At 67.9% G+C, this 25261-nt stretch carries 23 protein-coding genes; 18 read left to right on the forward strand and 5 right to left on the reverse strand.

The genetic code is table 11. The features are described 5' to 3' along the window. The first annotated feature begins 37 nt into the window (after positions 1-37). From HMPREF0591_RS10660 to HMPREF0591_RS10695, 8 genes are read left to right on the forward strand one after another with little or no spacing between them, the layout of a single operon-like run. Positions 38-901 carry an alpha/beta fold hydrolase gene (locus tag HMPREF0591_RS10660; protein WP_007168540.1) on the forward strand — a complete coding sequence of 288 codons (864 nt, stop codon included), beginning with the start codon at positions 38-40 and terminating at the stop codon, positions 899-901. Continuing rightward, entirely contained in the window at positions 901-2619 is a 1719-nt protein-coding gene (locus tag HMPREF0591_RS10665) for a bifunctional 3-(3-hydroxy-phenyl)propionate/3-hydroxycinnamic acid hydroxylase (protein WP_007168541.1), read from the forward strand. The genes HMPREF0591_RS10660 and HMPREF0591_RS10665 overlap by 1 nt, the downstream gene beginning before the upstream one ends. Then, positions 2567-3484: a 3-carboxyethylcatechol 2,3-dioxygenase gene (locus HMPREF0591_RS10670; RefSeq protein ID WP_040622318.1), complete on the forward strand. Its 918-nt coding sequence runs from the start codon at positions 2567-2569 to the stop codon at positions 3482-3484. Before HMPREF0591_RS10665 ends, HMPREF0591_RS10670 begins: the two co-directional genes overlap by 53 nt. After that, positions 3481-5220, forward strand: coding sequence for an FAD-binding protein (locus tag HMPREF0591_RS10675; protein ID WP_007168543.1), 1740 nt, complete (start codon positions 3481-3483; stop codon positions 5218-5220). Before HMPREF0591_RS10670 ends, HMPREF0591_RS10675 begins: the two co-directional genes overlap by 4 nt. A gap of 2 nt (positions 5221-5222) precedes the next feature. Further along, complete coding sequence (locus HMPREF0591_RS10680; protein ID WP_007168544.1) at positions 5223-6527, forward strand: LLM class flavin-dependent oxidoreductase; 1305 nt, start codon at positions 5223-5225, stop codon at positions 6525-6527. Between the two features lie 20 nt (positions 6528-6547). Beyond that, complete coding sequence (locus HMPREF0591_RS10685) at positions 6548-7375, forward strand: coniferyl-alcohol dehydrogenase (protein WP_007168545.1); 828 nt, start codon at positions 6548-6550, stop codon at positions 7373-7375. Further along, a complete protein-coding gene (locus HMPREF0591_RS10690) occupies positions 7363-8352 on the forward strand; it encodes a cyclase family protein (RefSeq protein WP_007168546.1) in 990 nt (329 codons plus the stop codon). The genes HMPREF0591_RS10685 and HMPREF0591_RS10690 overlap by 13 nt, the downstream gene beginning before the upstream one ends. Further along, positions 8352-9176 carry an alpha/beta fold hydrolase gene (locus HMPREF0591_RS10695; protein WP_007168547.1) on the forward strand — a complete coding sequence of 275 codons (825 nt, stop codon included), beginning with the start codon at positions 8352-8354 and terminating at the stop codon, positions 9174-9176. The genes HMPREF0591_RS10690 and HMPREF0591_RS10695 overlap by 1 nt, the downstream gene beginning before the upstream one ends. On the opposite strand, the gene HMPREF0591_RS10700 is transcribed toward HMPREF0591_RS10695, so the two are convergent. Then, entirely contained in the window at positions 9173-10837 is a 1665-nt protein-coding gene (locus HMPREF0591_RS10700; protein WP_007168548.1) for a multicopper oxidase family protein, read from the reverse strand. The genes HMPREF0591_RS10695 and HMPREF0591_RS10700 overlap by 4 nt on opposite strands. A 170-nt stretch (positions 10838-11007) precedes the next feature. Continuing rightward, complete coding sequence (locus HMPREF0591_RS10705) at positions 11008-11763, reverse strand: SDR family oxidoreductase (RefSeq protein ID WP_007168549.1); 756 nt, start codon at positions 11761-11763, stop codon at positions 11008-11010. 168 nt (positions 11764-11931) lie between these two features. Here HMPREF0591_RS10705 and HMPREF0591_RS10710 point away from each other — a divergent pair, with 168 nt between their 5' ends. Then, positions 11932-12750 carry an SDR family NAD(P)-dependent oxidoreductase gene (locus HMPREF0591_RS10710; RefSeq protein WP_007168550.1) on the forward strand — a complete coding sequence of 273 codons (819 nt, stop codon included), beginning with the start codon at positions 11932-11934 and terminating at the stop codon, positions 12748-12750. A gap of 8 nt (positions 12751-12758) precedes the next feature. Here HMPREF0591_RS10710 and HMPREF0591_RS30305 read toward each other — a convergent pair whose 3' ends face one another. Beyond that, positions 12759-13403, reverse strand: a complete 645-nt coding sequence (locus HMPREF0591_RS30305) for a PAS domain-containing protein (protein ID WP_007168551.1) — start codon at positions 13401-13403, stop codon at positions 12759-12761. Between the two features lie 208 nt (positions 13404-13611). Between HMPREF0591_RS30305 and HMPREF0591_RS10720 the strand changes: the two genes are divergently transcribed. The 9 genes from HMPREF0591_RS10720 to HMPREF0591_RS10760 all read left to right on the forward strand — a co-directional run bounded on the left by HMPREF0591_RS10720 (position 13612) and on the right by HMPREF0591_RS10760 (position 23557). Beyond that, positions 13612-14277 carry a TetR/AcrR family transcriptional regulator gene (locus tag HMPREF0591_RS10720; RefSeq protein WP_007168552.1) on the forward strand — a complete coding sequence of 222 codons (666 nt, stop codon included), beginning with the start codon at positions 13612-13614 and terminating at the stop codon, positions 14275-14277. 11 nt (positions 14278-14288) lie between these two features. Then, positions 14289-14483 (forward strand): ferredoxin, encoded by a 195-nt coding sequence (locus tag HMPREF0591_RS10725; RefSeq protein WP_007168553.1) that lies wholly within the window; start codon positions 14289-14291, stop codon positions 14481-14483. 1 nt (position 14484) lies between these two features. Then, positions 14485-15732, forward strand: a complete 1248-nt coding sequence (locus HMPREF0591_RS10730; protein WP_007168554.1) for a cytochrome P450 — start codon at positions 14485-14487, stop codon at positions 15730-15732. A gap of 159 nt (positions 15733-15891) precedes the next feature. Further along, positions 15892-16953 carry an amidohydrolase family protein gene (locus tag HMPREF0591_RS10735; RefSeq protein WP_170826115.1) on the forward strand — a complete coding sequence of 354 codons (1062 nt, stop codon included), beginning with the start codon at positions 15892-15894 and terminating at the stop codon, positions 16951-16953. A 10-nt stretch (positions 16954-16963) separates the two neighbouring features. Further along, positions 16964-18214 (forward strand): M24 family metallopeptidase, encoded by a 1251-nt coding sequence (locus HMPREF0591_RS10740; protein WP_007168556.1) that lies wholly within the window; start codon positions 16964-16966, stop codon positions 18212-18214. Next, the gene (locus tag HMPREF0591_RS10745; RefSeq protein ID WP_007168557.1) at positions 18204-19334 is read left to right on the forward strand and encodes a M24 family metallopeptidase; all 1131 of its coding nucleotides are present in this window, start codon (positions 18204-18206) and stop codon (positions 19332-19334) included. Before HMPREF0591_RS10740 ends, HMPREF0591_RS10745 begins: the two co-directional genes overlap by 11 nt. A gap of 2 nt (positions 19335-19336) precedes the next feature. Next, positions 19337-20329, forward strand: a complete 993-nt coding sequence (locus HMPREF0591_RS10750) for an enoyl-CoA hydratase/isomerase family protein (RefSeq protein ID WP_007168558.1) — start codon at positions 19337-19339, stop codon at positions 20327-20329. Continuing rightward, entirely contained in the window at positions 20329-22740 is a 2412-nt protein-coding gene (locus tag HMPREF0591_RS10755; RefSeq protein WP_007168559.1) for a CaiB/BaiF CoA transferase family protein, read from the forward strand. Before HMPREF0591_RS10750 ends, HMPREF0591_RS10755 begins: the two co-directional genes overlap by 1 nt. Positions 22741-22747: 7 nt before the next feature. Continuing rightward, a complete protein-coding gene (locus HMPREF0591_RS10760; RefSeq protein ID WP_007168560.1) occupies positions 22748-23557 on the forward strand; it encodes an SDR family NAD(P)-dependent oxidoreductase in 810 nt (269 codons plus the stop codon). Here HMPREF0591_RS10760 and HMPREF0591_RS10765 read toward each other — a convergent pair. Together HMPREF0591_RS10765 and HMPREF0591_RS10770 are read right to left on the reverse strand one after the other, a co-directional pair. Then, a complete protein-coding gene (locus tag HMPREF0591_RS10765) occupies positions 23554-24384 on the reverse strand; it encodes an SDR family NAD(P)-dependent oxidoreductase (protein ID WP_007168561.1) in 831 nt (276 codons plus the stop codon). The genes HMPREF0591_RS10760 and HMPREF0591_RS10765 overlap by 4 nt on opposite strands. Before the next feature lie 11 nt (positions 24385-24395). Continuing rightward, entirely contained in the window at positions 24396-25244 is an 849-nt protein-coding gene (locus tag HMPREF0591_RS10770) for a mycofactocin-coupled SDR family oxidoreductase (RefSeq protein ID WP_007168562.1), read from the reverse strand. Positions 25245-25261 lie beyond the last annotated feature (17 nt).

The raw sequence follows: 25261 nt of genomic DNA on the forward strand, positions 1-25261 counted from the left end.
AGAACGAGATTTCCGACTCGTCGGCCGGAGAGGGATCGTGGCGGAGTTCGAGAGCATCTGGAGCGACCTGCAGGGTGTCGCGTTCGAGCAGGGCTACCTCGACGCCGGCGGGGTGCGAACCCGTTACCTGCGGGCCGGCGATCCGGGCAAACCGGTGCTGATGCTGCTGCACGGTTCCGGTGGTCACGCCGAGGCGTACGTCCGCAACCTGGCGGCACACGCCGAGCACTTCTGGACCTGGTCGATCGACATGCTCGGCCACGGCTACACCGGCAAGCCGGGCCACCCGCTGGAAGTCCGCCACTACGTCGAGCATCTGATGGCCGTCCTGCGCACCATCGGTGTGAACCGCGCCTGCATCAGCGGAGAATCACTGGGCGGCTGGGTGGCCGCCCGCGCGGCCATCGATCATCCTGACGTGGTCGCCCGGCTCGTCCTCAACACCGCGGGCGGCTCCCAGGCCGACCCGGTGGTGATGAAGCGCATCATCACGCTGTCCATGGCGGCCGCCGAAGACCCGACCTGGGAAACGGTGCAGGCGCGGATCAAGTGGTTGATGGCCGACAAGTCCAAGGGCTACGACGACTTGGTCGCCAGCCGCCAACGCGTCTATCGCCAGCCGGGCTTCGTCGACGCCATGCGCGACATCATGGCGTTGCAGGACCCGGAGATTCGGGCGCGCAACATCATCGGACCGGACGACTACGGCGCGATCACCGCGCCGACGCTGGTGCTGTGGACCAGTGACGACCCCACCGCCGACGTGACCGAGGGCCGCCGCATCGCGTCGATGATCCCCGACGCGCGGTTCGAGGTGATGCCCGGTTGCGGTCACTGGCCGCAGTACGAGGACCCCAAGACCTTCAATCGTTTGCACCTCGACTTCCTGCTGGGGCGGTGATGGCGGACGAGGGGCGCGAACCGGCGGGAATCGAGACCGACGTCGTCGTGGTCGGCGCCGGACCCGTCGGCCTGACGTTGGCCAACATCCTTGGCCTGCAGGGCATCCGCACGGTGGTGGTCGACGAACGCGACACGCTAATCGACTATCCGCGCGGGGTGGGGCTCGACGACGAGGCGCTGCGCACGTTTCAGTCGATCGGCCTGGCGGATCGGGTGGTGCCGCACACGGTGCCTAACCAGATCCTGCGGTTCGTCGACGCGAAGCGGCGCGTGCTCGCCGAAATGGCCCCGCCCGACGCGCGTTTCGGGTGGCCGAAGCGCAACGGCTTCGTGCAACCGCTGGTGGATGCCGAGCTGCTGGCCGGCCTGGACCGATTCGAACACGTCGAGGTGTGGTGGGGACGCCCGATGACGGGTTGTTCCGAGGACGCCGACGGGGTGCGGGTCGATCTGGGGGGCGGGCACGACCACGAGACATCAAGCGTGCGCGCGCGTTACGTGGTCGGCTGCGACGGCGGTCGCAGCATGACCCGCCGCATGATGGGCGTGTCCTTCGACGGGACGACGTCGTCGACCCGCTGGCTGGTGGTCGACGTCGCCAACGACCCGCTCGGCCATCCCAACAGCGAGGTCGGGGCCGACCCCGAACGTCCGTATGCCTCGATCTCGATCGCACACGGGATTCGGCGCTTCGAGTTCATGATCCACGCCGACGAGACCGACGAACAGGCGGAGGATCCCGCGTTCCTGACGCGGATGCTCGCCCGGATGGTGCCGCACCCGGACCGCGTCGACGTGATCCGGCGGCGCGTCTACACCCACCACTCGCGGATCGCCGGCGCGTTCCGTAAGGGCCGGCTGCTGCTGGCCGGTGACGCAGCGCATCTCATGCCGGTGTGGCAGGGCCAGGGCTACAACAGCGGAATCCGGGACGCCGCCAATCTGGGCTGGAAGCTTGCCGCCGTGGTCAGCGGGCGCGCCGACGACAGGTTGCTGGACACCTACGACATGGAGCGCCGCAAGCACGCGCGGGCGATGATCGACCTGTCCACCATGGTGGGCCGGGTGATCTCGCCGACCAACCGCCGGGTGGCCGGCGCGCGCGATCTGCTCGTGCGGTCGGCGTCAATTGTGCCGTCGCTCAAGCGGTATGTCCTCGAGATGCGGTTCAAGCCGATGCCACGGTACGAACAGGGGGCCGTGGTACACGGCGAACCCGGCCGGGCCGATTCGCCGGTGGGGACGCTGTTCATCCAGCCCCGGGTCGACACCCGCGACCGGCAGGACGTGCTGTTGGACGACGTGCTCGGTGACTGGTTCGCCGTGTTGTGCTGGAACAACAACCCGCGCAAGATCCTCGGTGACGTGGCGTTCGCCAACTGGAAGGCGCTGGGCGCGCGGTTCATTGCGCTGCGTCCCGCCACTCAACTGCATTGGACCGGTCACGACCATCCCGACGTCGCGGTCGTGGGTGATCGGTCCGGCGTCGTCAAGGCCTGGTTCGACACCCACCAAGAATCGGTGTTGTTCCTGCGTCCCGACCGGTGCATCGCAGGCGCCTGCATCGCCCAGCGCGCCCCCGAGCTGAGCGCCGCGCTCCTCGACGCGCTGACGCTGACGCCGAGAGGGGGTGATCCGCAAAGTGGCACTGGCTCTGTGCTGTATGTCGCACAGCCCGCTCCTGAATCTTCCGGGGCCGTCGCGGGACCTGCTTGACGATGTCGAAGGCGCGATCGCGGGGGCGCGGCAATTCGTCGCGGACTTCGATCCCGAACTCGTCGTCATTTTCTCCCCGGACCACTACAACGGGTTCTTCCACAAGACGATGCCCCCCTTCTGCATCGGCACGCGTGCCAGCGGCGTCGGGGATTACGGCACCCATGCCGGCCCGCTCGATGTTCCGGAACGGCTTGCGACAGAGTGCGCGCAAGCGGTGCTCGACGCGGGCGTCGACGTGGCCGTGTCGGCCTGCATGGACGTCGATCACGGCACCGTCCAACCGCTGGAGAAATTGTTCGGCGCGGCGACTGCCCGGCCGGTGATCCCCGTCTTCATCAACGCGATCGGCTTGCCGCTGGGGCCATTACATCGCTGCCGGGCGCTCGGCACCGCCGTCGGCGGCTACCTGGCCGCCCTGGACAAGCGGGTCCTGGTGCTGGGATCCGGTGGGCTTTCGCACAGCCCCCCGGTGCCCACGCCCGCGACCGCACCGCCGCCGGTGCTGGAGCGCATCGTGCACGGCCGGCCGATGACACCCGAGCAGCGACAGGCCCGGCAGGCCGCCGTGATCGACGCGGCCAAGAGCTTCGCGGCCGGTGACAGCGGGCTGCAACCGCTGAACCCGGTGTGGGACCAGCGGTTCCTCGAAATCATCGACGGCGGGTGGCTGGCCGAACTCGACCAGTGGTCCAACTCGTTCGTGGCCCACGAGGGCGGAAGCTCCGCCCAGGAAATCAGAACGTGGGTTGCCGCGTTCGCGGCGCTGGCCAGCGCGGGTCCCTACGAAACCGTCGGGCGCTACTACAAACCGGCCGCGGAGCTCATCGCCGGCTTCGCCATCAGAACGGCGGTGCTCACGTGACGGCCCCGCCGAACGGCTTCGACCACGTCGTCGACGCGCTGGTCGTCGGGTCGGGCGGCGGCGGCATGACGGCCGCCCTGACCGCCCGCGCCGCCGGGCTGGACGCGCTGGTCGTGGAGAAGTCCGCGTTCTTCGGTGGCTCCACCGCCCTGTCCGGCGGCGGTATCTGGGTGCCCGGGGCGCCCGCGCAGCGCAGGGAGGGCTACGCCCCGTCGCCCGAAGACGTCGTCGAATACCTGCGCCAGATCACCGACGGACTGGTAAGCGAGGCGCGGATCCGCCAATACGTCGAGTCCGCGCCGAAAATGCTGGAGTTCCTCGAACGGCTCTCCGGATGGTGTGAGTTCGTCTGGAAGCCGGGCTACGCCGACTACTACCCGGAACTGCCCGGCGGATCCGAATTGGGCAGCACGATCAACGTGCCGCCCATCGACCTGCGCAAGCTGGGGCCCGACGAGCACCGGCTGCTGCAGCCGCTGGCGTTGGCTCCCCGGGGAATCTGGCTGGGGCCCAAGGAGCTTCGGACCTTCTACCGAATCCGGCAATCCTGGGCCGGCAAGGGCGTGTTGCTCAAGCTGATTGCGCGGATGGTGCGGGCACGGGTGTTCGGCGAGCGGATGGCGGCGATCGGGCAGTCACTGGCGGCCCGCCTCAGATTGGCCATGACCGAATGCGGCATTCCGCTGTGGCTGGACTCGCCGATGACCGGGCTGCTGACCGACGCCGACGGATCGGTCACCGGTGTGTCGGTGGAACGCGACGGCACGACGCAACGCGTCGGTGCGCGCCTGGGGGTTGTCCTGGCTTGCGGCGGCTTCGACCACGACCTGGCCTGGCGCAAGGAACTGTTGCCCGTGGTGGATCGGGACTGGAGCTTCGGCAACCCGGCCGCCATGGGCGACGGCATCCGTGCTGCTCAAAAGCTGGGTGCCGCAACCGATTTACTCAACGAGGCGTGGTGGTTTCCGGCCATCCAGTGGCCCGACGGCCGGATGCAATTCATGCTCAACGAGCGCATGATGCCGGCGCAGTTCATCGTCAACGGGGACGGCAAGCGCTTCATCAACGAGGCGGCGCCGTATATGGACTTCGGCCACGCCATGATCGAGGGACAGAAATCCGGTGTCACCCACATTCCCTGCTGGCTGCTCACCGACCACCGGTCGTGGACCCGCTACGTTGTCGGCGGCCATTTGCCCATACCCAAGATCCCGGGCGCGCCGGTGCCCACTGGTCGTAGGGTCCCCGCGGCATGGCTCGAATCCGGCGTCGTCAAGGCGGCGGCGACGTGGGAGGAGATGGCCACCCGGATCGGGGTGCCGGCGGCGAACCTGGTTGAAACCGCCCGCCGCTTCAACGAACTCGCCCGCGCCGGTCACGACGACGACTTCAACCGCGGCGACAGCGTCTACGACAACTACTACGGCGATCCCACACTGCCCAACCCGAACCTGTACCCGCTGGGCGATCCGCCGTACTACGCGTTCCGCATCGTCCTCGGCGACCTCGGCACGTCCGGCGGCCTGCGTACCGACGAATACGCGCGGGTGCTGCGGGCCGACGACACCGTGGTGGCGGGTCTGTACGCGGTGGGTAACACCTCCGCGCCGGTGATGGGGCGCAGCTACGCGGGCGCGGGCGCGACGATCGGCCCCGCGATGACCTTCGGCTTCGTCGCGGCGAATCACATTGCCGCGCATGCGGCCAAACGAACCCTTAATTCTCATAGGAGGTAGCAATGAAGATTTCGCTGTTCTACGAATTCGCCCTGCCGCGGCCCTGGGCGCCCGACGACGAGCACGTGATGATGCAAGAATGCCTCGACGAGGTGGAGGCCGCGGACAAGGCGGGGTTCTCCACCGTCTGGCTGACCGAGCACCACTTCCTCGAGGAATATTGCCACTCGACGGCACCGGAAATCTTCTTGGCCGCCGCCAGCCAGCGGACCAAGAACATCCGGCTGGGCTTCGGCATCATGCATCTGCCGCCCGTGGTCAATCACCCCGCCCGGGTGGCCGAACGCATCGCCACCCTCGACCTGCTGTCCAACGGCCGTGTCGAGTTCGGCACCGGCGAATCGTCTTCCGTCGGTGAACTCGGTGGATTCAACATCGATCCCGCCGACAAGCGGGCCCAGTGGGAGGAGGCGCTCGAGGTCTCGATCCGCTGCATGATCGAGGAACCGTTCTCCGGCTTCGACGGCGAGCACGTCCGGATGCCGGCGCGCAACGTCGTGCCCAAGCCGCTCCAAAAACCGCATCCGCCGGTCTGGGTCGCGTGCACGCGTCCCGCGAGCGTCCAGATGGCCGCCCAAAAGGCGATCGGCGCCTTGAGTTTCGCCTACACCGGGCCCGGGCCGCTGACCGAGCGGGTCAACGGCTACTACAAGGAATTCGAAGAGAACGGTGTCCCCGTCACACCCCGAGTCAACCCGAACATCCTGGCCATCGGCGGCGACCTGTCCATGATGGTCGCCAAGACCGACGAGCAGGCCCTGCAACGGCTGGGTCAGGGCGGCGGATTCTTCTCGTTCGGCATCATGCACTACTACATGACCGGTGTGCACACCCCCGGGCGTACCGGGGTGTGGCAGCGGTACCTCGACGAGGTCGAAAAGGACCCGACGCTGGCGTACGGCCCCGGCCGCGGCGCGATCGGATCACCCGCCACCGTGCGGGAATTCCTGCGCGGCTACGAGGAAAGCGGGGTCGACGAGATCATCCTGTTGCTCAACCCGCGCAGCCACGAGGGCACCATGGAATCGATCGAGCTGATGGGCTCCGACGTACTGCCCGAATTCATCGAGCGGGACGCCAAAGCGGTCGCCGAGAAGGCGAAGCGGCTCGAGCCCGTGATCGAGAAGGTGGAAGCGCGGCGGCCGGAATCCACCGCGCCGAAGTTCGACGAGAAATATTCGTTCGGCGGCCTGCCCACCGGCCGGGGCGGTAAGTTCACCGCCAGCGAGATCCCCGAAGCCATGGCCGAGATCAACGAGGGCCGTGTCCAGGCGGCTCAGCGGTTGAAGGAGCAGCAAGGCAAGTGACACCGAAAGCCGGTTGAGTCTTGGGACGAATCGACGAGTTGTGGCGCTACGACGGCCGGCGCGCGGTGGTGACCGGGTGTGCGTCGGGCATCGGCGAACTCGTGGTGCGCCAACTCACCGAGGCGGGCGCCGAAGTCATCGGGCTGGATAAGCGCCGGCCGGCGTTCGAGGTCAACGACTTCCGCGGCATCGACCTGGCCGATCAACGGTCCATCGACGCCGCGGTGGCGTCCATCGAAGGACCGGTCGACGCGCTGTTCAACGTCGCGGGCGTCTCGTCGGGAATCGGGAACCCCGCCCTCGTCGTCACGATCAACTTCCTTGGGCTGCGGCATTTCACCGAGGCGCTGATTCCGCGGATGCCGGCGGGTTCGGCCGTCGCGAGCGTGGCCTCGCTCGCGGCCGCGGCATACCGGGAACATCTTTCGTCGGTGGCGCCGCTGCTGAACACCGCCTCGATGGAAGAGGGCATCGACTGGTGCCACGCCCATCCCGGCGCGCTGACCGGCGGCGGGTATCGGTTGTCCAAGGAGGCGGTCATCCTCTACACCATGCGAAGCGCCACCGCCCTCGGCGGGCGGGGAATCCGCATCAACTGCACCGGCCCCGGAGTCACCGAAACCCCGATCCTCGACCAGCTGCGGACCGCCTACGGACAGGGCTATCTCGACGGCATCGCCAAGCCCTTGGGGCGCGTCTCCGGCCCCGCGGAGCAAGCCTCGGTGCTGCTCTTCCTGAATAGTGCTGCGGCGAGCTATATCACGGGGCAGGTGATCTGGGTCGACGGCGGAAATGTGGGCGCCGCAATCGCTCGTGAACTCGAGGAGGGAGCCCCGTGGCCGGCTTGACCGATTTTCGCCGGGTCGCGCGTGACGTCTCTAATTGGGGACGGTGGGGCGCCGACGACGAGCTCGGCACGTTGAACTTCATCACCGCCGAGAAGGTCGCCCAAGCCGCCGGGCTGGTCCGGCACGGCAAGGTTTTTCCGCTGGGCGTGGACTTCGGCTCGTCGGGACCGCAGGGCGCCTTCGGCTTTCGGCACAACCCCATGCTTCTCATGACCGTGGACGGTGGGGATGCGAGCTCGCTTCCCCAATATGGTCCCGGGTGGACGCAAAACGTGACAGCGACGCAGTTGGGTAACTACTTCGTCGACAACCTGTTTCGCTTCAACGAAGACATGATCATCATGCCGCTACAGGCGGCCACCCAGTGGGATGCGTTCTCACACGTCTACTACGAAGGCAAGCTCTACAACGGCTTCTCGTCGGACTCCGTGACGAGTATGGGGGCCTACCACTGCAGCATCGACAAGGTCGACGTCAAGGGCATCACCTCGCGTGGCGTGCTGCTGGACCTCGTCCGCCACCGCAACGCCGAAGTCTTCCTCGAAGAGGGCAATCCGATCACCCCCGAAGAACTCGATGACGTCGTTCGTGCGCAGGGCCTGACGATCGAGAGCGGCGACATCGTTCTGATCCGGACCGGTTGGTGGACCAGGTTCTTGCAGACCGGCAACAAGACGGAGCCATTCTCCGGTCTGCACTGGCGCTGCGCCTCGTGGCTGCACGACCACGAGGTCGCGGCGGTCGCCTCGGACAACCTTCAGGTCGAGGACCTGGTGTCCGATGTCGAGGGCGCATTTCTACCCTTGCATCTGCTGTGCCTGCGCGACATGGGGCTCATGCTCGGCGAGTATTGGGACCTGACCGCGCTGGCCGACGACTGCGCCAGGGATGGGGTCTACGAGTTCCAGCTCATCGCGCCGCCCCTGAGGTTCGTCGGGGCGGTGGGCTCGCCGGTGAACCCGATAGCGATCAAGTGATGGATATTCACCGCCACACCACCATGGTCGACGGCCTGGTGACCAGTTATCTGGAGGCGGGCGACGGCGACCCGGTGGTGCTGCTGCACGGTGGCGAATTCGGTGCCGGCGCGGAACTGGGCTGGGAACGCAACATCGCCGCGCTCGCCGCGCGCTACCGGGTGCTGGCGCCCGACCAACTGGGCTTCGGGCAGTCGGCGAAGGTCATCGATTTCGTCGACGGGCGCGGGATGCGGATCCGGCACGTGGCGCGATTCTGTCAGCAGCTCGGCGTCGACTCGGCGCACTTCATCGGCAACTCGATGGGGGCGATCAATTTGCTCGTCGACGCCACCTCCGACACACCACTGCTGCCCGCCCGCAGTCTCACGATCATCTGCGGGGGCGGGGAAATCCAACAGAACCGGCACTTCGAGGCGCTACAGCAATACGACGCAACGCTGCCCGGCATGCGCCGTATCGTCGAGGCCCTGTTTCACGACCCGGCCTACCCCGCCGACGACGACTACGTGCGGCGCCGCTACGAGTCGAGCACGGCGCCCGGAGCGTGGGAGGCCGTCGCCGCGGCCCGGTTTCGCCGCCCGGGCGCGACGCCGTCCGGCACGCCCTCGAGTGCGCGGCCGTACGAGCGCATCACCGTGCCGGCGCTCGTCGTCGAGGGGGGAGACGACAAGCTCCTGCCACCAGGCTGGGCGGCACAGATCGCCAACGAGATCGACGGTGCCCGCTCGGTCGTGGTCGGCGAGGCGGGTCACTGCCCCCAGATCGAGCAGTCGGCGACGGTGAACCGGCTGCTGCTCGACTTCCTCGCCGCGATCGCCTAGAACACGTAATCCAACCGGGTCTGCATGCCGGCCTCTTGATGATACGTGTTGTGGCAGTGCAACATCCACACGCCCGGGTTATCGGCCACCAACACGGCGAGCAGTTTCTGCCCCGGCAGCACCATGAGGGTGTCTTTGCGCGCACCGGGACTGCCGTCGGCCTTGATCAGCTGGAAGGTGTGGCCGTGCAAGTGAATCGGGTGATACATCATCGTGGGGTTGTCGAACGTGAGGGTGGGCCGTTCGCCCTGCCGGACATGCAACGGTTCGGTGTCGCTGTAGGGCTTTCCGTTGATCGTCCAGTCGTATTGGACCATGTTGCCGCCCAGCACGACGGGGAGGTTCAGGCCGGGCTGCGGCCGGCCCAGGTTGACGGGCGTTGTCGCCGTGAACATTTCCACCGTGCCCACCCGTCGGTTGAGCTCGGCCGGCTGAAAACCCGGGTCGGGCGCGCTGCCGGCACCGGTCGACAGTAACGCCCGCGCCAGGGAATTCTTGCCTTCCGCGAGCGCGACCAGTGGGAAGACGCCGTCGGCGGCGGTCACGATGACGTCGTAGCGCTCGGCCATGCCGACCAACAGGGCGTCGACCTGAGTCGGCACCACGGGGTAGCCGTCGGTGTGGGTGACCGTCATCGAATGCCCGGCGAGCGCGACGCGAAACGAGGTGTCCGAGCCGCTGTTGATGAAGCGGATCCGGATGCGCTGGCCCGGCTTCGCGCTGAAGGTCATGGGGGCGGCGGGGATTCGGCCGTTGATCAGGTAGTACGGATACGCGATCTCCCCGGCGTCGCCGCCGAGCAGGTCGCTCCTGCCGGTGGCCAGGCCTGACGCTGCGGCCGTCGGACTACTGGAGCTGGTCTGGCTGGTCGGCGTCGTCGAAGTCTCGGTGCTCGAGGTCGTCGAGGTCTCACTGGTCGTCGAGGTCTCACTGGTCGTCGTGGTCGTGGTGGTCGTCGACGTCGTGGGCGGCGTTGTCGTGCTCACGGGCGCGCTCGGCGGGGCGGGCTTGTTCGGGCTGGACAGTTCCTGGTAGAGCTGCTGCGGGGATTTCCCGATGCCGTCTGTCCAATCGTCGAGGACCACAATCCATTCGGCGTCGTAGTCGCCCTCGGTGGGGTCGTCGACGATCACCGGTAGGTACAGGCCCGTGTCGGCGTCCAGGCCGGTGTGCGGGTGGGCCCAGTAGGTGCCCGAGTTCGGTACGGAGAATCGATAGGTGAAGTCTTGGCCGGCAGGGATGTCCGGGGTGGCGGGCGCGGCGCCGTCAATGTCGTTGCGCAGCGCGATGCCGTGCCAGTGCACCGACGTCGGATGGTCGAGCCGGTTCGACACCGTCACCACGAGTTCGTCACCGATGCGTGCGCGAATCGGCGCGCCGGGAATGCTGTTGCCGTAGGCCAGCGTCCGGACGACCGGTCCGCCCAGGTCGACCTGGACGTGCTGGGCCGTCAGGCTGGCGGTGACGGTCCGGCCACTGTGCGGCCGGGCGGCCTCGGCCGCGGCGATGGCGGCGGCCATCTGGGCACTGCCGGACAGCGCGGGCTTGTCCTGACTGCACGCCGCCAGCGCGAATCCACCGGCGAGGCCCACGGCCAGGAATCCGCGCCTGGTCAACTGTGCGCCTGGGACGGTGATTCCGCTCGTGGGACGCACAGCCATCACCGCTCCTCGTCGTCGTCGATCTCCGGCGTCTTATACCGTGCTCGGCCCGGGGCCTCAGCGCAACTGTCTACGCGGGCGATGTCGAGATTGCCGGCCGGGTCGCGCCGGCGACGCCAACCGCAGCCCGCGCGGCAATCTCGGCGTGGGTTGGGTTCCGACGGGCGTCGCTACGCGACCTGGCGGGCCATCCAGTCGCCGAATGTGGTGGGGTAGACGACGACGTCTTCGCCGTCGATGGGAACGATGCTGCGGTCGTCGAGTATCGCGCCGTAGTAGCGGGCGTCGTCGTCGGTCACCACCCGGCGGCCGTCGCCGGTCGCGGCGAAGCGGGTCCGGATGAAGTAGTCCATACCCTGCTTCTCCGGGCCGGCGATGTTGATCACGCCGTTGACCGGGTCGGCGGCCGCCGCGCGGGTCACGGCGGTGGCGACATCGGCGGCGGCAATGGGTTGGAACGCCCCGTGCGGCGCACGGACCGTGTCCCCGTCGGCCATCGAATCGGCAATGCCGTCAACGAATTCGAAGAACTGTGTCGCCCGCACAATCGAATACGGGGATCCCGATTCCGCGATCTCTTTTTCCTGGGCGATCTTGGCCCGCATGTAGCCGCTTTCGGCCGTCCGGTCGGCCCCCACGATCGAGAGTGCGACGTGATGCCGCACGCCGGCCGCCCGCTCCGCATCGAGGAGGTTGCGGGTGGACGTGGTGAAGAAGTTCAGCACGTCGTCGTCGGCCCAGGATGGCGAGTTGGAGACGTCGACGACCGTGTCGACACCGGCGACGGCCTCGGCAACGCCTTCGCCGGTAACGGTGTTGACCCCCGAGTTCGGCGAGGCCGAGACGGCCTCGTGCCCGAGCTCTGTCAGCTGGGCGACAACCTGCCTGCCGATCAGTCCGCTGCCACCGACCACCAGAACCTTCATGATTACCTCTTCCCGAGTTCCCGACGCGACCTCTTCAGCGAGGTGGGTGGGCGGGCCGGCCGGAACCCCAAAGTACCGACGGGGCGAACGCTGCGCGCACCGGAACCCCCGGCTGCGCCTTAAATCAATTGCTTGACTTAACGCGCTCGGCGCCGATTAACTCGTCGGGTGGTCAACGAATTGGACGGCAAGGTCGCCATCGTCACCGGCGGTGCATCGGGGATCGGTCGCGGAATCGTGGAGCGGTTCGTGGCCGAGGGATCGCGCGTCGTCATCGCCGACATCGAGACGGACAGGGGGGAGGAGCTGGCGCGCGCGTTGGGCCCCGGCGCCGCGTTCCGGCCCACGGACGTCTCGGATCCCGAACAGGTCGGGGCGCTGGTCGCCGCCACCGTGGAGAAGTTCGGCGGTCTGCACGTCATGGTCAACAACGCCGGGATTTCGAGCCCCCTGCGCCGACTGCTCGACGACGACCTGGCCGATTTCCATCGGGTGATGGGGGTCAACGTCCTCGGGGTGATGGCCGGCACCCGCGATGCGGCCCGCCACATGGCGGAAGCCGGCGGCGGGTCGATCATCAACCTGACGTCGATCGGTGGGATCCAGGCGGGCGGCGGGGTGATGGTCTACCGGGCATCGAAAGCCGCGGTCATCCAGTTCACCAGGTCCGCCGCGATCGAGCTCGCGCGCCACGAGGTTCGGGTCAACGCGATCGCACCGGGCAGCATCCCCACTCCGATCCTCGCGTCGTCGGCGGTCGACGTGGACCCCGATGAGCTGGCGCGGTTCGAAGCACGGATTCGCCAGGGGATGCGTGACGATCGGCCATTGAAGCGGGAGGGCACGCCCGAAGACGTCGCCGAGGCGGCGCTGTACTTCGCCACCGATCGGTCCCGCTATGTCACCGGGGCGGTGCTGCCGGTCGACGGGGGGACGTCCGCGGGCAAGGTGAATCGTCCCCGCAACGAGTCGCGCAAGGTCGACTGAGGCCGGTGTCAGTCCCCTTGCGCGGGGTGTCCGGCGTGCGTTTCCAGCCGCAGCTTTGCCAGCGCCTCGGCGCGCGTAAGGTCCTCGGTCCCCGCGCTTTCCGCGATGACGCTGTGCGAATGCGCCAGCACGCCGAGCACCGCCTCGGGGGGGAGGTCGGGGAACTGGCGCCCGAGCGCATCGGCGGCCCTCCTCAGCTCGAAGAGTTTGGGATACGCCCGCTCCTCCGGGGTGGGCGGCACGACACGGGTGACGTCCTGGGCGTGCTGCAGCACTGCGACGGTCTTCTTTCCGTCCTTGATCGGGGAGTTCATCGGTGTCCACACCCGGTAGATGAACTCGCCCGGGTGCTGCCGGTCGGGAAGGTCGTAGCGCTGGACCCCCATCCAGTGCCTGACCCCACGGCGAAACACCAACTCGAGTGACGCCGAGACGTTGGCCACGCCGTCCGCGTCCGGATCGGCCGGGTTATCCGGGAAGACGTCGAACAGGTGGTGGCCCAGCAGGTCCTCGCGCGGATGCCCTGACACCCGTTCGCAGGCGGAGTTCACCGCGCGGATCCGCCAGTCGGCGTCGGCCAACTGGTATGGCGCCCACTTCGACTGGAACCAGGCGGATTCCTCGATCGCGGACACCCGGCTGGCTGACAACATGACTACCCCCGCAATGGTTCACCGTCCAGACACCGCCACGTCGCCGCCGCGCAAGAAGTCATCGTGACTCAGCGGGGACGGCCGGGGCGAGGGACCTTTGTCACCCGTTGCGGGCTTTGTGGCACCGAAATGCTTCGCGGTACGACAACGCCCGGCGGGTTTAAATCAATCGCTTGACTTAATCGCGGGCTCGCGGTTGACTAACCGGGTGACCACCATCGGCCGGACCGTCCGCACCGAGCGGGCCAGCTCGACCCAGGAAGCGATCCTGGTTGCGGCCGAGCGGTTGTACGCCGAGCACGGCATGTTCGCGGTGTCGAACCGGCAGGTGAGCGAGGCCGCCGGGCAGGGCAACAACGCCGCGGTGGGCTACCACTTCGGGACGAAGGCCGACCTGGTGCGTGCGATCGAATACAAGCACCGCGGGCCGGTCGAGCAGTTGCGCGAGCAGATGGTGGCCGAGCTGCTCGAATCGGGTGGATCCACCGAGATGAGGGATTGGGTCGCCTGTCTGGTCCGGCCGCTCACCGACCACCTCGAGGAACTGGGCAATCCCACCTGGTACGCGCGTTTCGCGGCGCAGGCGATGACCGATCCCGCGTACTACAACATCATCGTCAAAGGTGCGCTCAGCTCGCCGTCGCTGGTCCAGGTGGTCGACGGCATCAACCGCTGTCTGCCGGACCTGCCGGCCGAAGTGCACTTCGAGCGAAACATCATGGCCCGCAACCTTCTGATGCACACCTGCGCCGATCGCGAACGTGCGCTTGCCGCCGGTGCCGCGCCGCCCCAGCGTTCCTGGCGGGCGGCCGCATCGGGCCTGATCGACGCGATCGTGGGCCTGTGGCTGGCGCCCGTGACGCCGTACGAGTGAAAGGTCCGCAGATGAAAGTCACTGTCGACCAAGATGTTTGCGCTTCATCGGGGAATTGTGTGTTGAACGCGCCCGAGGTGTTCGACCAGCGCGACGACGACGGCGTCGTTGTGCTGCTCAACCCCAACCCGTCGCCGGAACAGGCCGAGGGCGCCCGGCGCGCGGCCGCGGCCTGCCCCGCACTGGCCATCCGGATCGAGGAATGAGATGTCAGAGACGCTGACGAACGCTGCGGCGGCCGAGGCGGCCGCCGAGATCCCGGACTACCCGATGCCGAGGCGGGCGGGCTGCCCCTTCGCCCCGCCGCCGGGCGTCATGGCGCTGGCCGAGGCGCGGCCGCTGTCCCGGGTCCGAATTTGGGACGGCAGCACACCGTGGCTCGTCACCGGCTACGAACAAGTGCGGGAACTCTTTTCGGATTCGCGGGTCAGTGTCGACGACCGGCTGCCCGGCTTTCCGCACTGGAACGCGGGCATGTTGTCAACGGTGCACAAGCGTCCACGGTCGGTGTTCACCGCCGACGGGGAAGAGCACACCCGATTTCGGCGCATGTTGTCGAAGCCCTTCACGTTCAAGCGCGTCGAGGGCCTGCGCCCGACCATTCAGCAGATCACCGACGACCACATCGACGCGATGCTGGCCGGACCGAAGCCCGCCGACGCGGTGACCGCGTTGGCATTGCCGGTCCCCTCGCTGGTGATCAGCCAGCTGCTCGGGGTGCCGTACGAAGACGCCGACATGTTCCAGCACCACGCCAACGTCGGGCTGGCGCGTTACGCGACGGGGGAGGACACCGTCAAGGGCGCGATGAGCCTGCACAAGTACCTGGCGCAGTTGGTCGAGGCGAAGATGGAAAACCCGGCGGAGGACGCGGTATCCGATCTGGCCGAACGGGTCAAGGCCGGCGAGCTCAGCGTGAAAGAGGCCGCGCAGCTGGGCACCGGACTCCTGATCGCCGGGCACGAGACCACCTCGAACATGATCGGTCTCGGGGTGCTCGCCCTCCTGGTGAATCCGGATCAGCTGGCCGTCATCCGCACCACCGAGGACCCGAAGGTGGTCGCCAGCGCGGTGGAGGAATTGTTGCGCTACCTGAGCATCATTCAGAACGGGCAGCGTCGCGTCGCGCTCGAAGACATCCACATAGCCGGGGAGACGATCCGCGCCGGCGAAGGCATCATCATCGACTTGGCGCCCGCCAATTGGGATCCGCACGCCTTCTCCGAACCCGACCGGCTCTACCTGCATCGCTCGGGGGCGGATCGCAATGTCGCGTTCGGTTACGGGCGGCACCAGTGCGTCGGCCAGCAGCTTGCCCGCGCGGAGCTGCAAATCGTCTACCGAACCCTGTTCCGCCGTGTCCCCACCCTGGAATTGGCCATCCCGGTCGAGGACGTGCCGTTCAAGGACGATCGCCTCGCGTACGGCGTCTACGAACTTCCGGTGACCTGGTAGCCCCCGGGTCACTACGCTCACAATGCCGATCCGAATGGAGGGTCAACGATGACGACTCAGACAAGCACCGTTTCGCTCTATCCGCCGGAAGGCTTCGGCGCCCCGAAGGATCGGCGCGGTCACGCCGCGGACGCGGATGTCGGCCTGCCGGCCGGAACCGTGGTCTTCTCGGCGGACAACCACATTTCGTTGGCGGACGACATCTTCTACCAACGCTTTCCGGAGGACCTCAAGGACAAGGCGCCGCGGATCTGGTACGAGGACGGCGCCTATCAGGTGGGCCGCAAGGGCCAGTCGTTCCTGCCCGGCGACTTCAGCGCGGTGCTGATGCAATACGACGACCTGCCGGGCGCGGCGAGCACCAACATCGAGGCCCGCATCCAGGAATTGCATGACGACGGCGTCGACAAAGAGCTGGCCTTCCCCAACGCCATCCTCGCGTTGTTCCACTACCCGGACAAGAGCCTGCGCGAGCTGGCGTTTCGCATCTACAACGAGTACATCGCCGAACTGCAGGAACGCTCGGGCGGGCACTTCTATGGTGCCGGGCTGATCAACTGGTGGGACCCGCAGGGCGCCCGCAAGACGTTGGCAGAACTGAAGTCGTTGGGGCTCAAGACCTTCCTGATGCCGCTGAACCCCGGCAAGGGCGACGACGGAAACCCGATCGACTACTCCAGCACCTCCATGAGGCCGGTGTGGGACGAGATCGAGGCGGCCGGCCTGCCCGTCACCCACCACATCGGGGAAACGCCGCCGAAGAGCCCGACCGAATTCAACAGCGTCGTGGTCGGGATGATGATCAACATCGACGGCTTCCGGGAGACGTTCGCCAAGTACATCTTTGGCGGCATCCTCGACGATCACCCGGGGCTGCGGGTCGGGTGGTTCGAGGGCGGCATCGCCTGGGTTCCCTGGGCGCTGCAGGACGCCGAACACCTGGTGGCGTCCTATCAGCACATGTTCAATCGCCCGCTGCAGCACGACGTGCGCTATTACTGGGACAACCACATGAGCGCGTCGTTCATGGTCGACCCGCTCGGTCTGCAGTTGATCGACAAGATCGGGGTGGACAAGGTCATGTGGTCCAGCGACTACCCGCACAACGAAAGCACCTACGGCTACTCGGAGAAGTCGCTGGCCGCCGTCGTCGAGGCCGTCGGGGCCGCCGACGCCGCGAAGATCGTGAGCGGCAACGTCACCAAGTTCCTGGGCCTGTAGTGGTGGCCCGATGACGACGTTCGCGCAAGCGGGCACGGGCACCGGCACGTTGGTGATCCCCGAAACGCCCGACCTGGGCCGGATGCGCCGGGAGACCGGGACGCGACTGCGCTCGGCGATGGCCGACCGCGGCGTCGACGCGATGGTTCTGCTGGGCAACAGCGCGGTGGTCTATGCCACCGGAACCAGTTGGCCGCTGGGCGATGCGGGGTTGTCCTACGTGGAGCGGCCGGTCGCCGTGGTGCTCGGCGGGGACGACTGGCCGCATCTGTTCCTGCCCTTCCGCGAGGGCGCGGCCCAGGAGTCGGGCCTGCCCGCCGACCACGTACACGGGCCCGTGTATCTCGAATTCGACGAGGGGGTCGACGATTTCGCCAGGCAGCTGGCCGAGTTGATCCCGCCCGGGGCGGTGGTCGCGGTCGACGAGTGCACCGGCGCCATGTCGCGGGCGGTGAGCTCGTTGTTCCCCGGTGGTCCGCCCGTCGACGCCGCGGCCATCGTCGGTGCGGCCAAGGCGGTGAAGACGCCGGACGAGCTGTCGTGCATGCGCACCGCCATCCGGATCACCGACGAGGCGATGGTCGAGGTGCATAAGCGATTGGCGCCAGGGATCCGCCAAGTCGACCTGTCCGCGAGCTTTTTGCGGCGGGCCTTCGAGTTGGGCGCCACGGCCAGCATGCTCGAACCCATCTGGCAGGTGATGCCGCCCAGCAAGGCCGAGGGCGTGTGGACCACGCACGGCGACCTGGCGTTGCCGCTGCTGAGCACCGAGCGCGAGCTGGCCGAAGGCGACGTGCTGTGGACCGACGTCAGCGTCACCTTCCACGGATATTGCTCGGACTTCGGGCGCACCTGGATCGTGGGCCGGGATCCGTCGCCGCGCCAGCAGGCGCAGTTCGACAGATGGTTCGAGATCATGTCCGCCGTCCTGGGAGTCGCCAAGGCCGGCGTCACGGCGGCGGACCTCGGCCGGGCGGCCGTGGCCGCCAACGGCGGCAGCAAGCCGTGGTTGCCGCACTTCTACCTGGGCCACGGCATCGGTGTGAATGCGGCCGAGATGCCGATGATCGGAACGGATCTCGGCCAGGAGTTCGACGAGAAGTTCGTCCTGCAGCCGGGCATGGTGCTGGTCTTGGAGCCGGTGGTGTGGGAGGACGGCACCGGCGGTTACCGCAGCGAAGAGGTCCTGGTGATCACCGAGGAGGGTTGGATCCGATTGACCGACTACCCCTATGACCCCTACGGCACCCATGTCGGTTGACGTCTGCCCCGACGACCGCGCGCTTCGCTCGGGCCGCCGCCAGCGGGCCCTCGAACAGATGGCGGCGCATGACCTCGACGTGTTGGTCCTCGGTCGCCAAGCCAACGTCCGCTACGTCACCGGCGCGCCGCAGCTGTGGGTCGCCGGCACCCGGCCGTTCGGCCCGACGTGCGTGCTGGTGCGAGCGACTGGAGCGATATACCTGCTCAGCACCTGGGACGAGGGCGTTCCCGACGACATTCCGCACGAGAACCTGTACGGCATCTCGTGGAACCCGATGAACACCATGGCCGCGCTGCGGCGCATCGACGGCGCCGCCACGGCCCGGCGGGTCGGAACCGATGCGATGTCACCGGTTTTCGCGCAGCTGCTGCCGGCGGCGTTCCCGAACGCGGAACTCGTGGACGGCGAACTGGCGATGCGCGCGGCCCGGCGCGTGAAGACGGCCGAAGAAGTGGCCGCGCTGCGGGAAGCGATCTCGGTGGCCGAGTCCGGTTTGGCCGCCGCCGTGTCCGAGCTGCGGCCCGCGGTGAGTGAGCAGGCGCTCGCCGGTGCCCTGCTGGAGGCCGTCGCGGCAGGGGGTGTGAGCACCCCGTCGAATCAGGACGTCGCATGGGTGACGTCGCCCGATCACCCGTGGCGGCGGGCCGACGGCCGTGATCGTGTCCAGGGCCGCGTCAAAGATGGTGACCTGGTGGCGTTCTCGGCCGGTGTGCTGGCCGGGGGCTACATCGGCGAGGTCGGCCGCACCTGGCCGGTGGGCGCGGCCCCGGGCGCGCCCGCCCTGTATCGGCGCTGGGAAAACCTTTGGGACCGGCTCTTATCCGCATGCCAACCCGGGGCATCCGCGCGCGGGTTGTTGGGCGCCTATCAAGCCGCGCGGGAGGCGGCACCGCCGATGCCGGTGGCCCGCGGGCTGGGTATGGGCTTTGACCCGCCGGTGATCTCGAGCCACCTGCCTGCCACGGCCGCCGGGGAGCGGCTGGAGGCGGGCATGGTGCTGGCCGTGACCGGCTACGTCTGGGAGCGGGGCGTCGGCGCGGTCTTCGGACGGGAAGCGGTGTTGCTCACCGACGGGGGCCCGGAGGTGCTGACCACCAGCCCGTCCTGGCGCGAATAGCCATGCCCGCCAAGCCCGACCCGCCGGCCGACGAGATCATCAGGTACCGCAAGGACGCCGAGACCCGCATCGCCACCATCACCTTCGACCGGCCGGGACAACTCAACGCGCCCACGATCGCCGCCCGGCTGCGCTACGCCGACCTCTTGCATCGCGCCTCGATCGACGACGAGGTCAAGGTGTTGGTGGTCCGCGGGGCCGGCGAGGACCTGGGCGCGGGAGCCGATCTCGTCGAGGAGATGACGGCGCAGAACTCGGCGGACCAGAAGCACCGGCTCGCCGAGTACCGGCTCGGCGCTGACGAAGTCAGCTTTCCCCCGGAGGGCTCGTTCCGGCGGGGCGCCACCCTGGGCCAGTGGTACGCCAACCCCAACTCGGGGATCCGCGGCCTGCAGGACTTCAAGAAAATCAGCATCCTCGAGGCCAAGGGCTACTGCTACGGCTGGCACTTCTACCAGGCGGCCGACGCGGACCTGGTGATCTCCAGCGACGACGCGCTCTTCGGGCATCCCTCGTTCCGGTACTACGGCTGGGGGCCGAGGATGTGGTGGTGGGCGCAGACGATGGGGATCCGCAAGTTCCAGGAAATGGTCTTCACCGGAAGGGCTTTCACCGCAGCGGAGATGTACGACTGCAACTTCCTCAACAGCGTGGTGCCCAGAAACGAACTCGAAGCGGAGGTGGAGCGGTACGCGCTGGCCTGCGCACGCAACCGCCCGACCGACACGGTGTTCATGCAGAAGGTCTTCTTCGAGATCATGAAGCAGTTCCAGGGCGAGTACATGGGCAGCATGTTGAGCGGGTTCTTCGAGTCGATGGGCGGCGTCGTCCGGCCCGACGGTGACGACTTCATGCTCCGCGACGCCCTCGATCGCGGACTGGGCGGGGCGGTCAAGGACAACGACGACAAGTTCCCCCCGGAGTGGCGCCTGAGCAAGAAGGGCCGCAAGGGCAAGAACGCGAAGAAGGAGCCCGACCGAAAGCGGAAGCGGTAGTGGCGCACCCCGTCCCCGAGCCCCCGCTGACCGGCTACACCGTCGTCGACGTGTCCACCGGCATAGCGGGCGCCTACTGCACCAAATTGTTGGCCGACGGCGGGGCGCACGTCATCAAAGTCGAGCCACCCGAAGGCGATCCACTGCGGTCCTGGTCCGCCTCGGGCGCCGTCATACCCCGCGGCGCGGACGGTGCGCTGTTCAGGTTTCTGGCTGGGTCCAAGCGCAGCGTCGTCGCCGATCCCGGCGTCGAGGACGACGTCGAGCTGGTCGACAGGTTGCTGGCGTCCGCCGATGCGCTGGTGTGGTCCGGAGGATCAAACCTGACCGAAGGCAAGGAGTTTGCGCCCCGGGAGATACTGCGGCGCCATCCGCACCTGACGGTCATGTCGATCACGCCCTTCGGGCTGGAGGGGCCCTGGCGTGACCGGGCGGCCACCGAATTCACGCTGCAGGCGTGGTCGGGCGGCATCGTCGGCCTCGGGCGGGGGGAGCCGGACCGCGCACCGGTGTTCGTGGGCGGGCAGGCCGGCGAGTACTTGGCGGGGGTCTACGCGAGTGCCGCGATGCTCGCATCGCGATACGACCGTGGCGGTCCGGGTGAACTCCTGGACCTGTCGATGCTGGAGACGCAGATCCTGTGCCTGACCTACTATCCGGTCACCTACTTCGACATGCTCGGACGGCCATGGCGGGACGCGCGGCGCGTCACCGTCCCGGGCGTGGCCCGGGCCAAGGACGGGCTGGTGGACGTCGGCTGCGGCACCGCGCAGCAGTGGTTCGACCTGTGCGCGATGGTCGGGCACCCCGAATGGATCGACGAGGACTCCTCGCTGACCATCACCGAGCGGGCCACCCGCAACGCCGGTGAGATTTACGAGTGGTTCCGCAACAACACGGTCGACGAGATCCGCGAACTGGCAACCGCTTTTCGCATCCCCAACGCCCCGGTGGCCAACGGTGCGAACATCACCTCGCTGGACCACTTCCGCGAACGTGGCTCGTTCGTCGACGAGCCGTGCGGGGAGTTCCGGCAGCCGAGCCATCCCTACCGGATGCGACCCGCGCGGCTGCGCCCGCCGCAACGGGCGCCGCGGCTCGGCGAGCACACGGCGCAGTACCGGACCGCCGCCCTGGTGCCCCGGCCCCGGCCCACCGGATCCGCGAACCGGTTGCCGCTGAGCGGGATCCGGGTGCTCGACATGACGACGTTCTGGGCCGGTCCCTGCTGCACGCACTTCTTGGCGATGCTGGGCGCCGAGGTCATCCACGTGGAGTCCACCCGTCGGCCGGACGGGACGCGGCTGATCGCCGGGGTGCCCGTCGGCGAGAGCCAGTGGTGGGAGAAGTCGCCGATCTTCGCCGCCCTGAACACCAACAAGAAGGGGCTCACGCTGGACCTGCAAAGCCAGCGCGGCCGGGAGATCCTGCGCCGCATCGTCGGCACCTGCGACGTGGTGGTGGAAAATTTCACGCCGCGGGTGCTCGACCAGATGGGCCTGGATTTCGCCGCGTTGCAAGCCATCAGGGCCGACATCGTGATGGTGCGGATGCCGGGCTTCGGCCTGGACGGGCCATGGCGCGACAACCCGGCATTCGCCTACGTCATCGAGGCCGCCTCGGGGCTGACGTGGCTGACGGGATACGCCGACCGCGCGCCCTACGACCCCTACTCGATCGGCGACCCCAATGCGGGCATGCACGCGGTGAACGCGCTGTTGTTGGCGCTGGAGCACCGGCGCAACACCGGCCAGGGCGTGTTCGTCGAAGCGGCGATGGTGGACGCCGCGCTCAGCGTCGCCGCCGAGCAGGTCATCGAATACTCCGCCTACGGGGCGCTGCTGGACCGCGCGGGCAACCGAGGGCCCACCGCGGCGCCGCAGAACCTCTACCGCAGCGCCGACATCGACGAGTTCGGCCGGCCCGACAGCTGGGTGGCGATCGCCGTGAGCACCGACGAACAGTGGAAAGCCTTGACCGAGGCGATCGGGTCGCCCTCGTGGGCAACGGATCCCGGCCTGGCCACCGCAGCGGCCCGCAGAGAGCGCGCGGACGCTATCGACGAGCGGTTGGCCGCGTGGTGCGGGCGGCGCGGCCGCGACGAGATCGTCGCGCGTCTCTGGGCGGTGGGCGTTCCGGTGGCCAAGGTGATGCAACCGCACCGGCAGACCGAGTTGGACCAGCTGGGGTTTCGCGACTTCTTCGAAGAAGTCGATCACCCGGTGGCCGGCCCGGCTAGGCTCAGCACCGTGCCGATGAGGCTGTCCGCCGGACCGTCCAAGTTCCATACCCAGCACGCGCCGCTGCTGGGGCAGCACAACCATGAACTGTTGAGCGAGCTGGGGTTGGGCGACGCGGAGATCGCGGCCCTGGAGGCCGACGGCGTCATCGGCCGCGCACCGGCGATGTGACGAGACGATGGCGATCGCTCCCGCGGACATCATGCTCACCGGCCGAGTGGCGGTGGTCACCGGTGGGGGCGCGGGCATCGGTCGCGGCATCGCGGCCGGACTTGCCGCCTTCGGTGCGTCGGTCGCGATCTGGGAACGTGACCCGCAAAGCTGCGCCGGCGCGGCGGAATCCATTGGGGCCTTGGGCATCGCAGCAGACGTGCGCGACAGCGCCCAGGTCGACGACGCTCTGCAGCGCACGAACGCCGAACTCGGCGTCCCCTCGATCCTGGTGAACAACGCCGGAGGGGTTTTCTCGTCGCCGCTGCTGGAGACGAGTGAGAACGGTTGGGATGCGCTGTACCGGGCCAACCTGCGCCACGTGCTGCTATGCACTCAGCGCATCGCGAGGCAGCTGGTTTCGGCGGGCATCGGCGGCAGCATCATCTCGGTGACCTCGATCGAGGGCGTGCGCGCCGCACCCGGCTATGCGGCGTATGCGGCGGCCAAGGCTGGGGTTATCAACTACACCCAAACCGCGGCGCTGGAGTTGGCGCCCCACGGCATTCGCGTCAACGCGATCGCACCCGACATCACGCTCACCGAAGGGCTGGCGCGGCTCGGCGGCGAGGCGGCGCTGACCGGGGTCGGCCATGTCGTGCCGCTGGGGCGTCCCGGTCATGTCGACGAAATCGCCAGTGTCGCGGTATTTCTGGCATCGAAGATGTCGGGATACCTGACCGGGCAGACCCTACACGTCGATGGCGGCACCCACGCGGCGAGCGGTTGGTATCACGACCCGAAAACCGGCGCTTACCGCCTCGGCCCGTCCGGCTAGTGGCTCCAGCCCTCGGCGGCCTGGTCTGCGAAGGTTTGGTCGATGCGCTCGAACCTGCGGCGAATGGAGGCGCGGGCGGCCTCGTGCGGCAGCACGTACAGGCGATTGGCCAGGATCGCATCCGCCGTCAACCGGGCGACATCTTCCACGCCGACGCCCTCGTCCTGCGTCGGTAGCGTCCCGTCCGCCGCCTTAGGCGAAGACGTCAGCCCGTAGTCCGCACCGCGGATCCGTTCCGAGTTGGAGACCAGCTTGGTCTCAACGACCATCGGGCACAGCACCGAGACGCCGATACCGTCCTCCTTGACCTCGCGGGCGAGCGTCTCGGCCAGGCCGACCACGCCGTATTTCGCGACCCCGTACGCTCCGAGGCCGGCGTTCGGAACCAGGCCGGCGAAGGACGCGGTGAACGCGAGGTGTCCGCCCGTGCCCTGTTCGCGCAGCCTCGGCAGGAACGCCTCGACGGCGTGGATGTTGCCCCACAGGTCGATATCGACGACCCAGCGCCAGTCGTCGTGGGTCATCTGCGCAATCGGGCCCGCGACCACGATGCCGGCATTGCTGAAGACGACGTCGACGCGGCCGAGCAGGCGGAAGGATTCTTTCGCGAGATGAACCATTTCGTGGAGATGACGGACGTCGCATACCACCCCGTGCGCGTCGAATCCCTGGGCGCGCAGGTGGTTTACCGCCTGTTCGAGGCCGGGCTGATCGACGTCGGACAGCACCACCCGGGCCCCCCGGCGGGCGAACTCGGTGGCCGTGGCCAGGCCGATGCCACTCGCACCGCCGGTGACGACCGTTCCGCGACCTTCGAATCCGTCCATGGGACGGAACTCTATTTCAAACAGCTACCCGCATCGATGGGCAGGGTCACACCGGTGATGTAGCGGGATTCGTCGGAGGCGAAGAACAGCACGGCGTTGCTGATGTCGATCGGCTCCACCCACGGGATCGGCAGGGTGTGGAACAGCTGGCAGATCGGCGCCATGTCGTCGGGACCCGGGTTCTCCAGGTCGGGGCGGAACATCTTGAAGGTGCCCTCGTTGTGCAGCATCGGCGTCTTGACGTGGGTCGGGTGCACCGAGTTGACCCGAATCATGTGCTGCCCCAACTCGACTCCGAAGGCGCGCATCAACCCGACCACACCGTGCTTGGCGGCGACATAGTGACCGGTGTGGGGGTAAGCCTTTAGGCCGCCCACCGAGCTGGTCAGAATGATGGACCCGCCCCGGCCCCCCGACAGCAGATGCGGCACACCGGCTTTCACGGTCTTCCACACGCCGGCCAGGTTGATGTCGATCATCTCCGTCCAGTCTTCTTCGCTGGTCTTGTCCAGGGTGTCGCCGCCGTTGCCGATACCGGCGTTGGCCACGATGATGTCGAGCCGCCCGAGTTGCTCGACGCCACCGTCCACCGCGGCTTTCAGCGCCTCGTAGTCGCGCACGTCGACCTCGGCGGTGACGATCCTGCGGTCGTATCCCTTGACCAGGTCGGCCGTCTCCGCCAGGTCCTCGGGGGTGGATGCCGGGATGGCGGTGTCCGTAACGCCCTCGCGGATGGGCTTGCAGATGTCGACGGCGATGATGTCGGCACCCTCTTGCGCCAACCGCACAGCGTGGCTGCGGCCCTGACCGCGCGCCGCCCCGGTGACGAAAGCGACTTTGCCCTCAACACGTCCGGTCATGGCTACCTCAACTCCTG

The sequence above is a fragment of the Mycobacterium parascrofulaceum ATCC BAA-614 genome (assembly GCF_000164135.1).
Classification (GTDB): Bacteria; Actinomycetota; Actinomycetes; order Mycobacteriales; family Mycobacteriaceae; genus Mycobacterium; species Mycobacterium parascrofulaceum.

Coding starts and splice junctions, on each gene's coding strand:
- HMPREF0591_RS10745 (WP_007168557.1), top strand. CDS start 18,204: ATGTCGGTTGACGTCTGCCCCGACGACCGCGCGCTTCGCTCGGGCCGC.
- HMPREF0591_RS10760 (WP_007168560.1), top strand. CDS start 22,748: ATGGCGATCGCTCCCGCGGACATCATGCTCACCGGCCGAGTGGCGGTG.
- HMPREF0591_RS10665 (WP_007168541.1), top strand. CDS start 901: ATGGCGGACGAGGGGCGCGAACCGGCGGGAATCGAGACCGACGTCGTC.
- HMPREF0591_RS10740 (WP_007168556.1), top strand. CDS start 16,964: ATGACGACGTTCGCGCAAGCGGGCACGGGCACCGGCACGTTGGTGATC.
- HMPREF0591_RS10705 (WP_007168549.1), bottom strand. CDS start 11,763: ATGAAGGTTCTGGTGGTCGGTGGCAGCGGACTGATCGGCAGGCAGGTT.
- HMPREF0591_RS10770 (WP_007168562.1), bottom strand. CDS start 25,244: ATGACCGGACGTGTTGAGGGCAAAGTCGCTTTCGTCACCGGGGCGGCG.
- HMPREF0591_RS10670 (WP_040622318.1), top strand. CDS start 2,567: ATGTCGCACAGCCCGCTCCTGAATCTTCCGGGGCCGTCGCGGGACCTG.
- HMPREF0591_RS10680 (WP_007168544.1), top strand. CDS start 5,223: ATGAAGATTTCGCTGTTCTACGAATTCGCCCTGCCGCGGCCCTGGGCG.
- HMPREF0591_RS10750 (WP_007168558.1), top strand. CDS start 19,337: ATGCCCGCCAAGCCCGACCCGCCGGCCGACGAGATCATCAGGTACCGC.
- HMPREF0591_RS10730 (WP_007168554.1), top strand. CDS start 14,485: ATGTCAGAGACGCTGACGAACGCTGCGGCGGCCGAGGCGGCCGCCGAG.
- HMPREF0591_RS10695 (WP_007168547.1), top strand. CDS start 8,352: ATGGATATTCACCGCCACACCACCATGGTCGACGGCCTGGTGACCAGT.
- HMPREF0591_RS30305 (WP_007168551.1), bottom strand. CDS start 13,403: ATGTTGTCAGCCAGCCGGGTGTCCGCGATCGAGGAATCCGCCTGGTTC.
- HMPREF0591_RS10700 (WP_007168548.1), bottom strand. CDS start 10,837: ATGGCTGTGCGTCCCACGAGCGGAATCACCGTCCCAGGCGCACAGTTG.
- HMPREF0591_RS10725 (WP_007168553.1), top strand. CDS start 14,289: ATGAAAGTCACTGTCGACCAAGATGTTTGCGCTTCATCGGGGAATTGT.
- HMPREF0591_RS10765 (WP_007168561.1), bottom strand. CDS start 24,384: ATGGACGGATTCGAAGGTCGCGGAACGGTCGTCACCGGCGGTGCGAGT.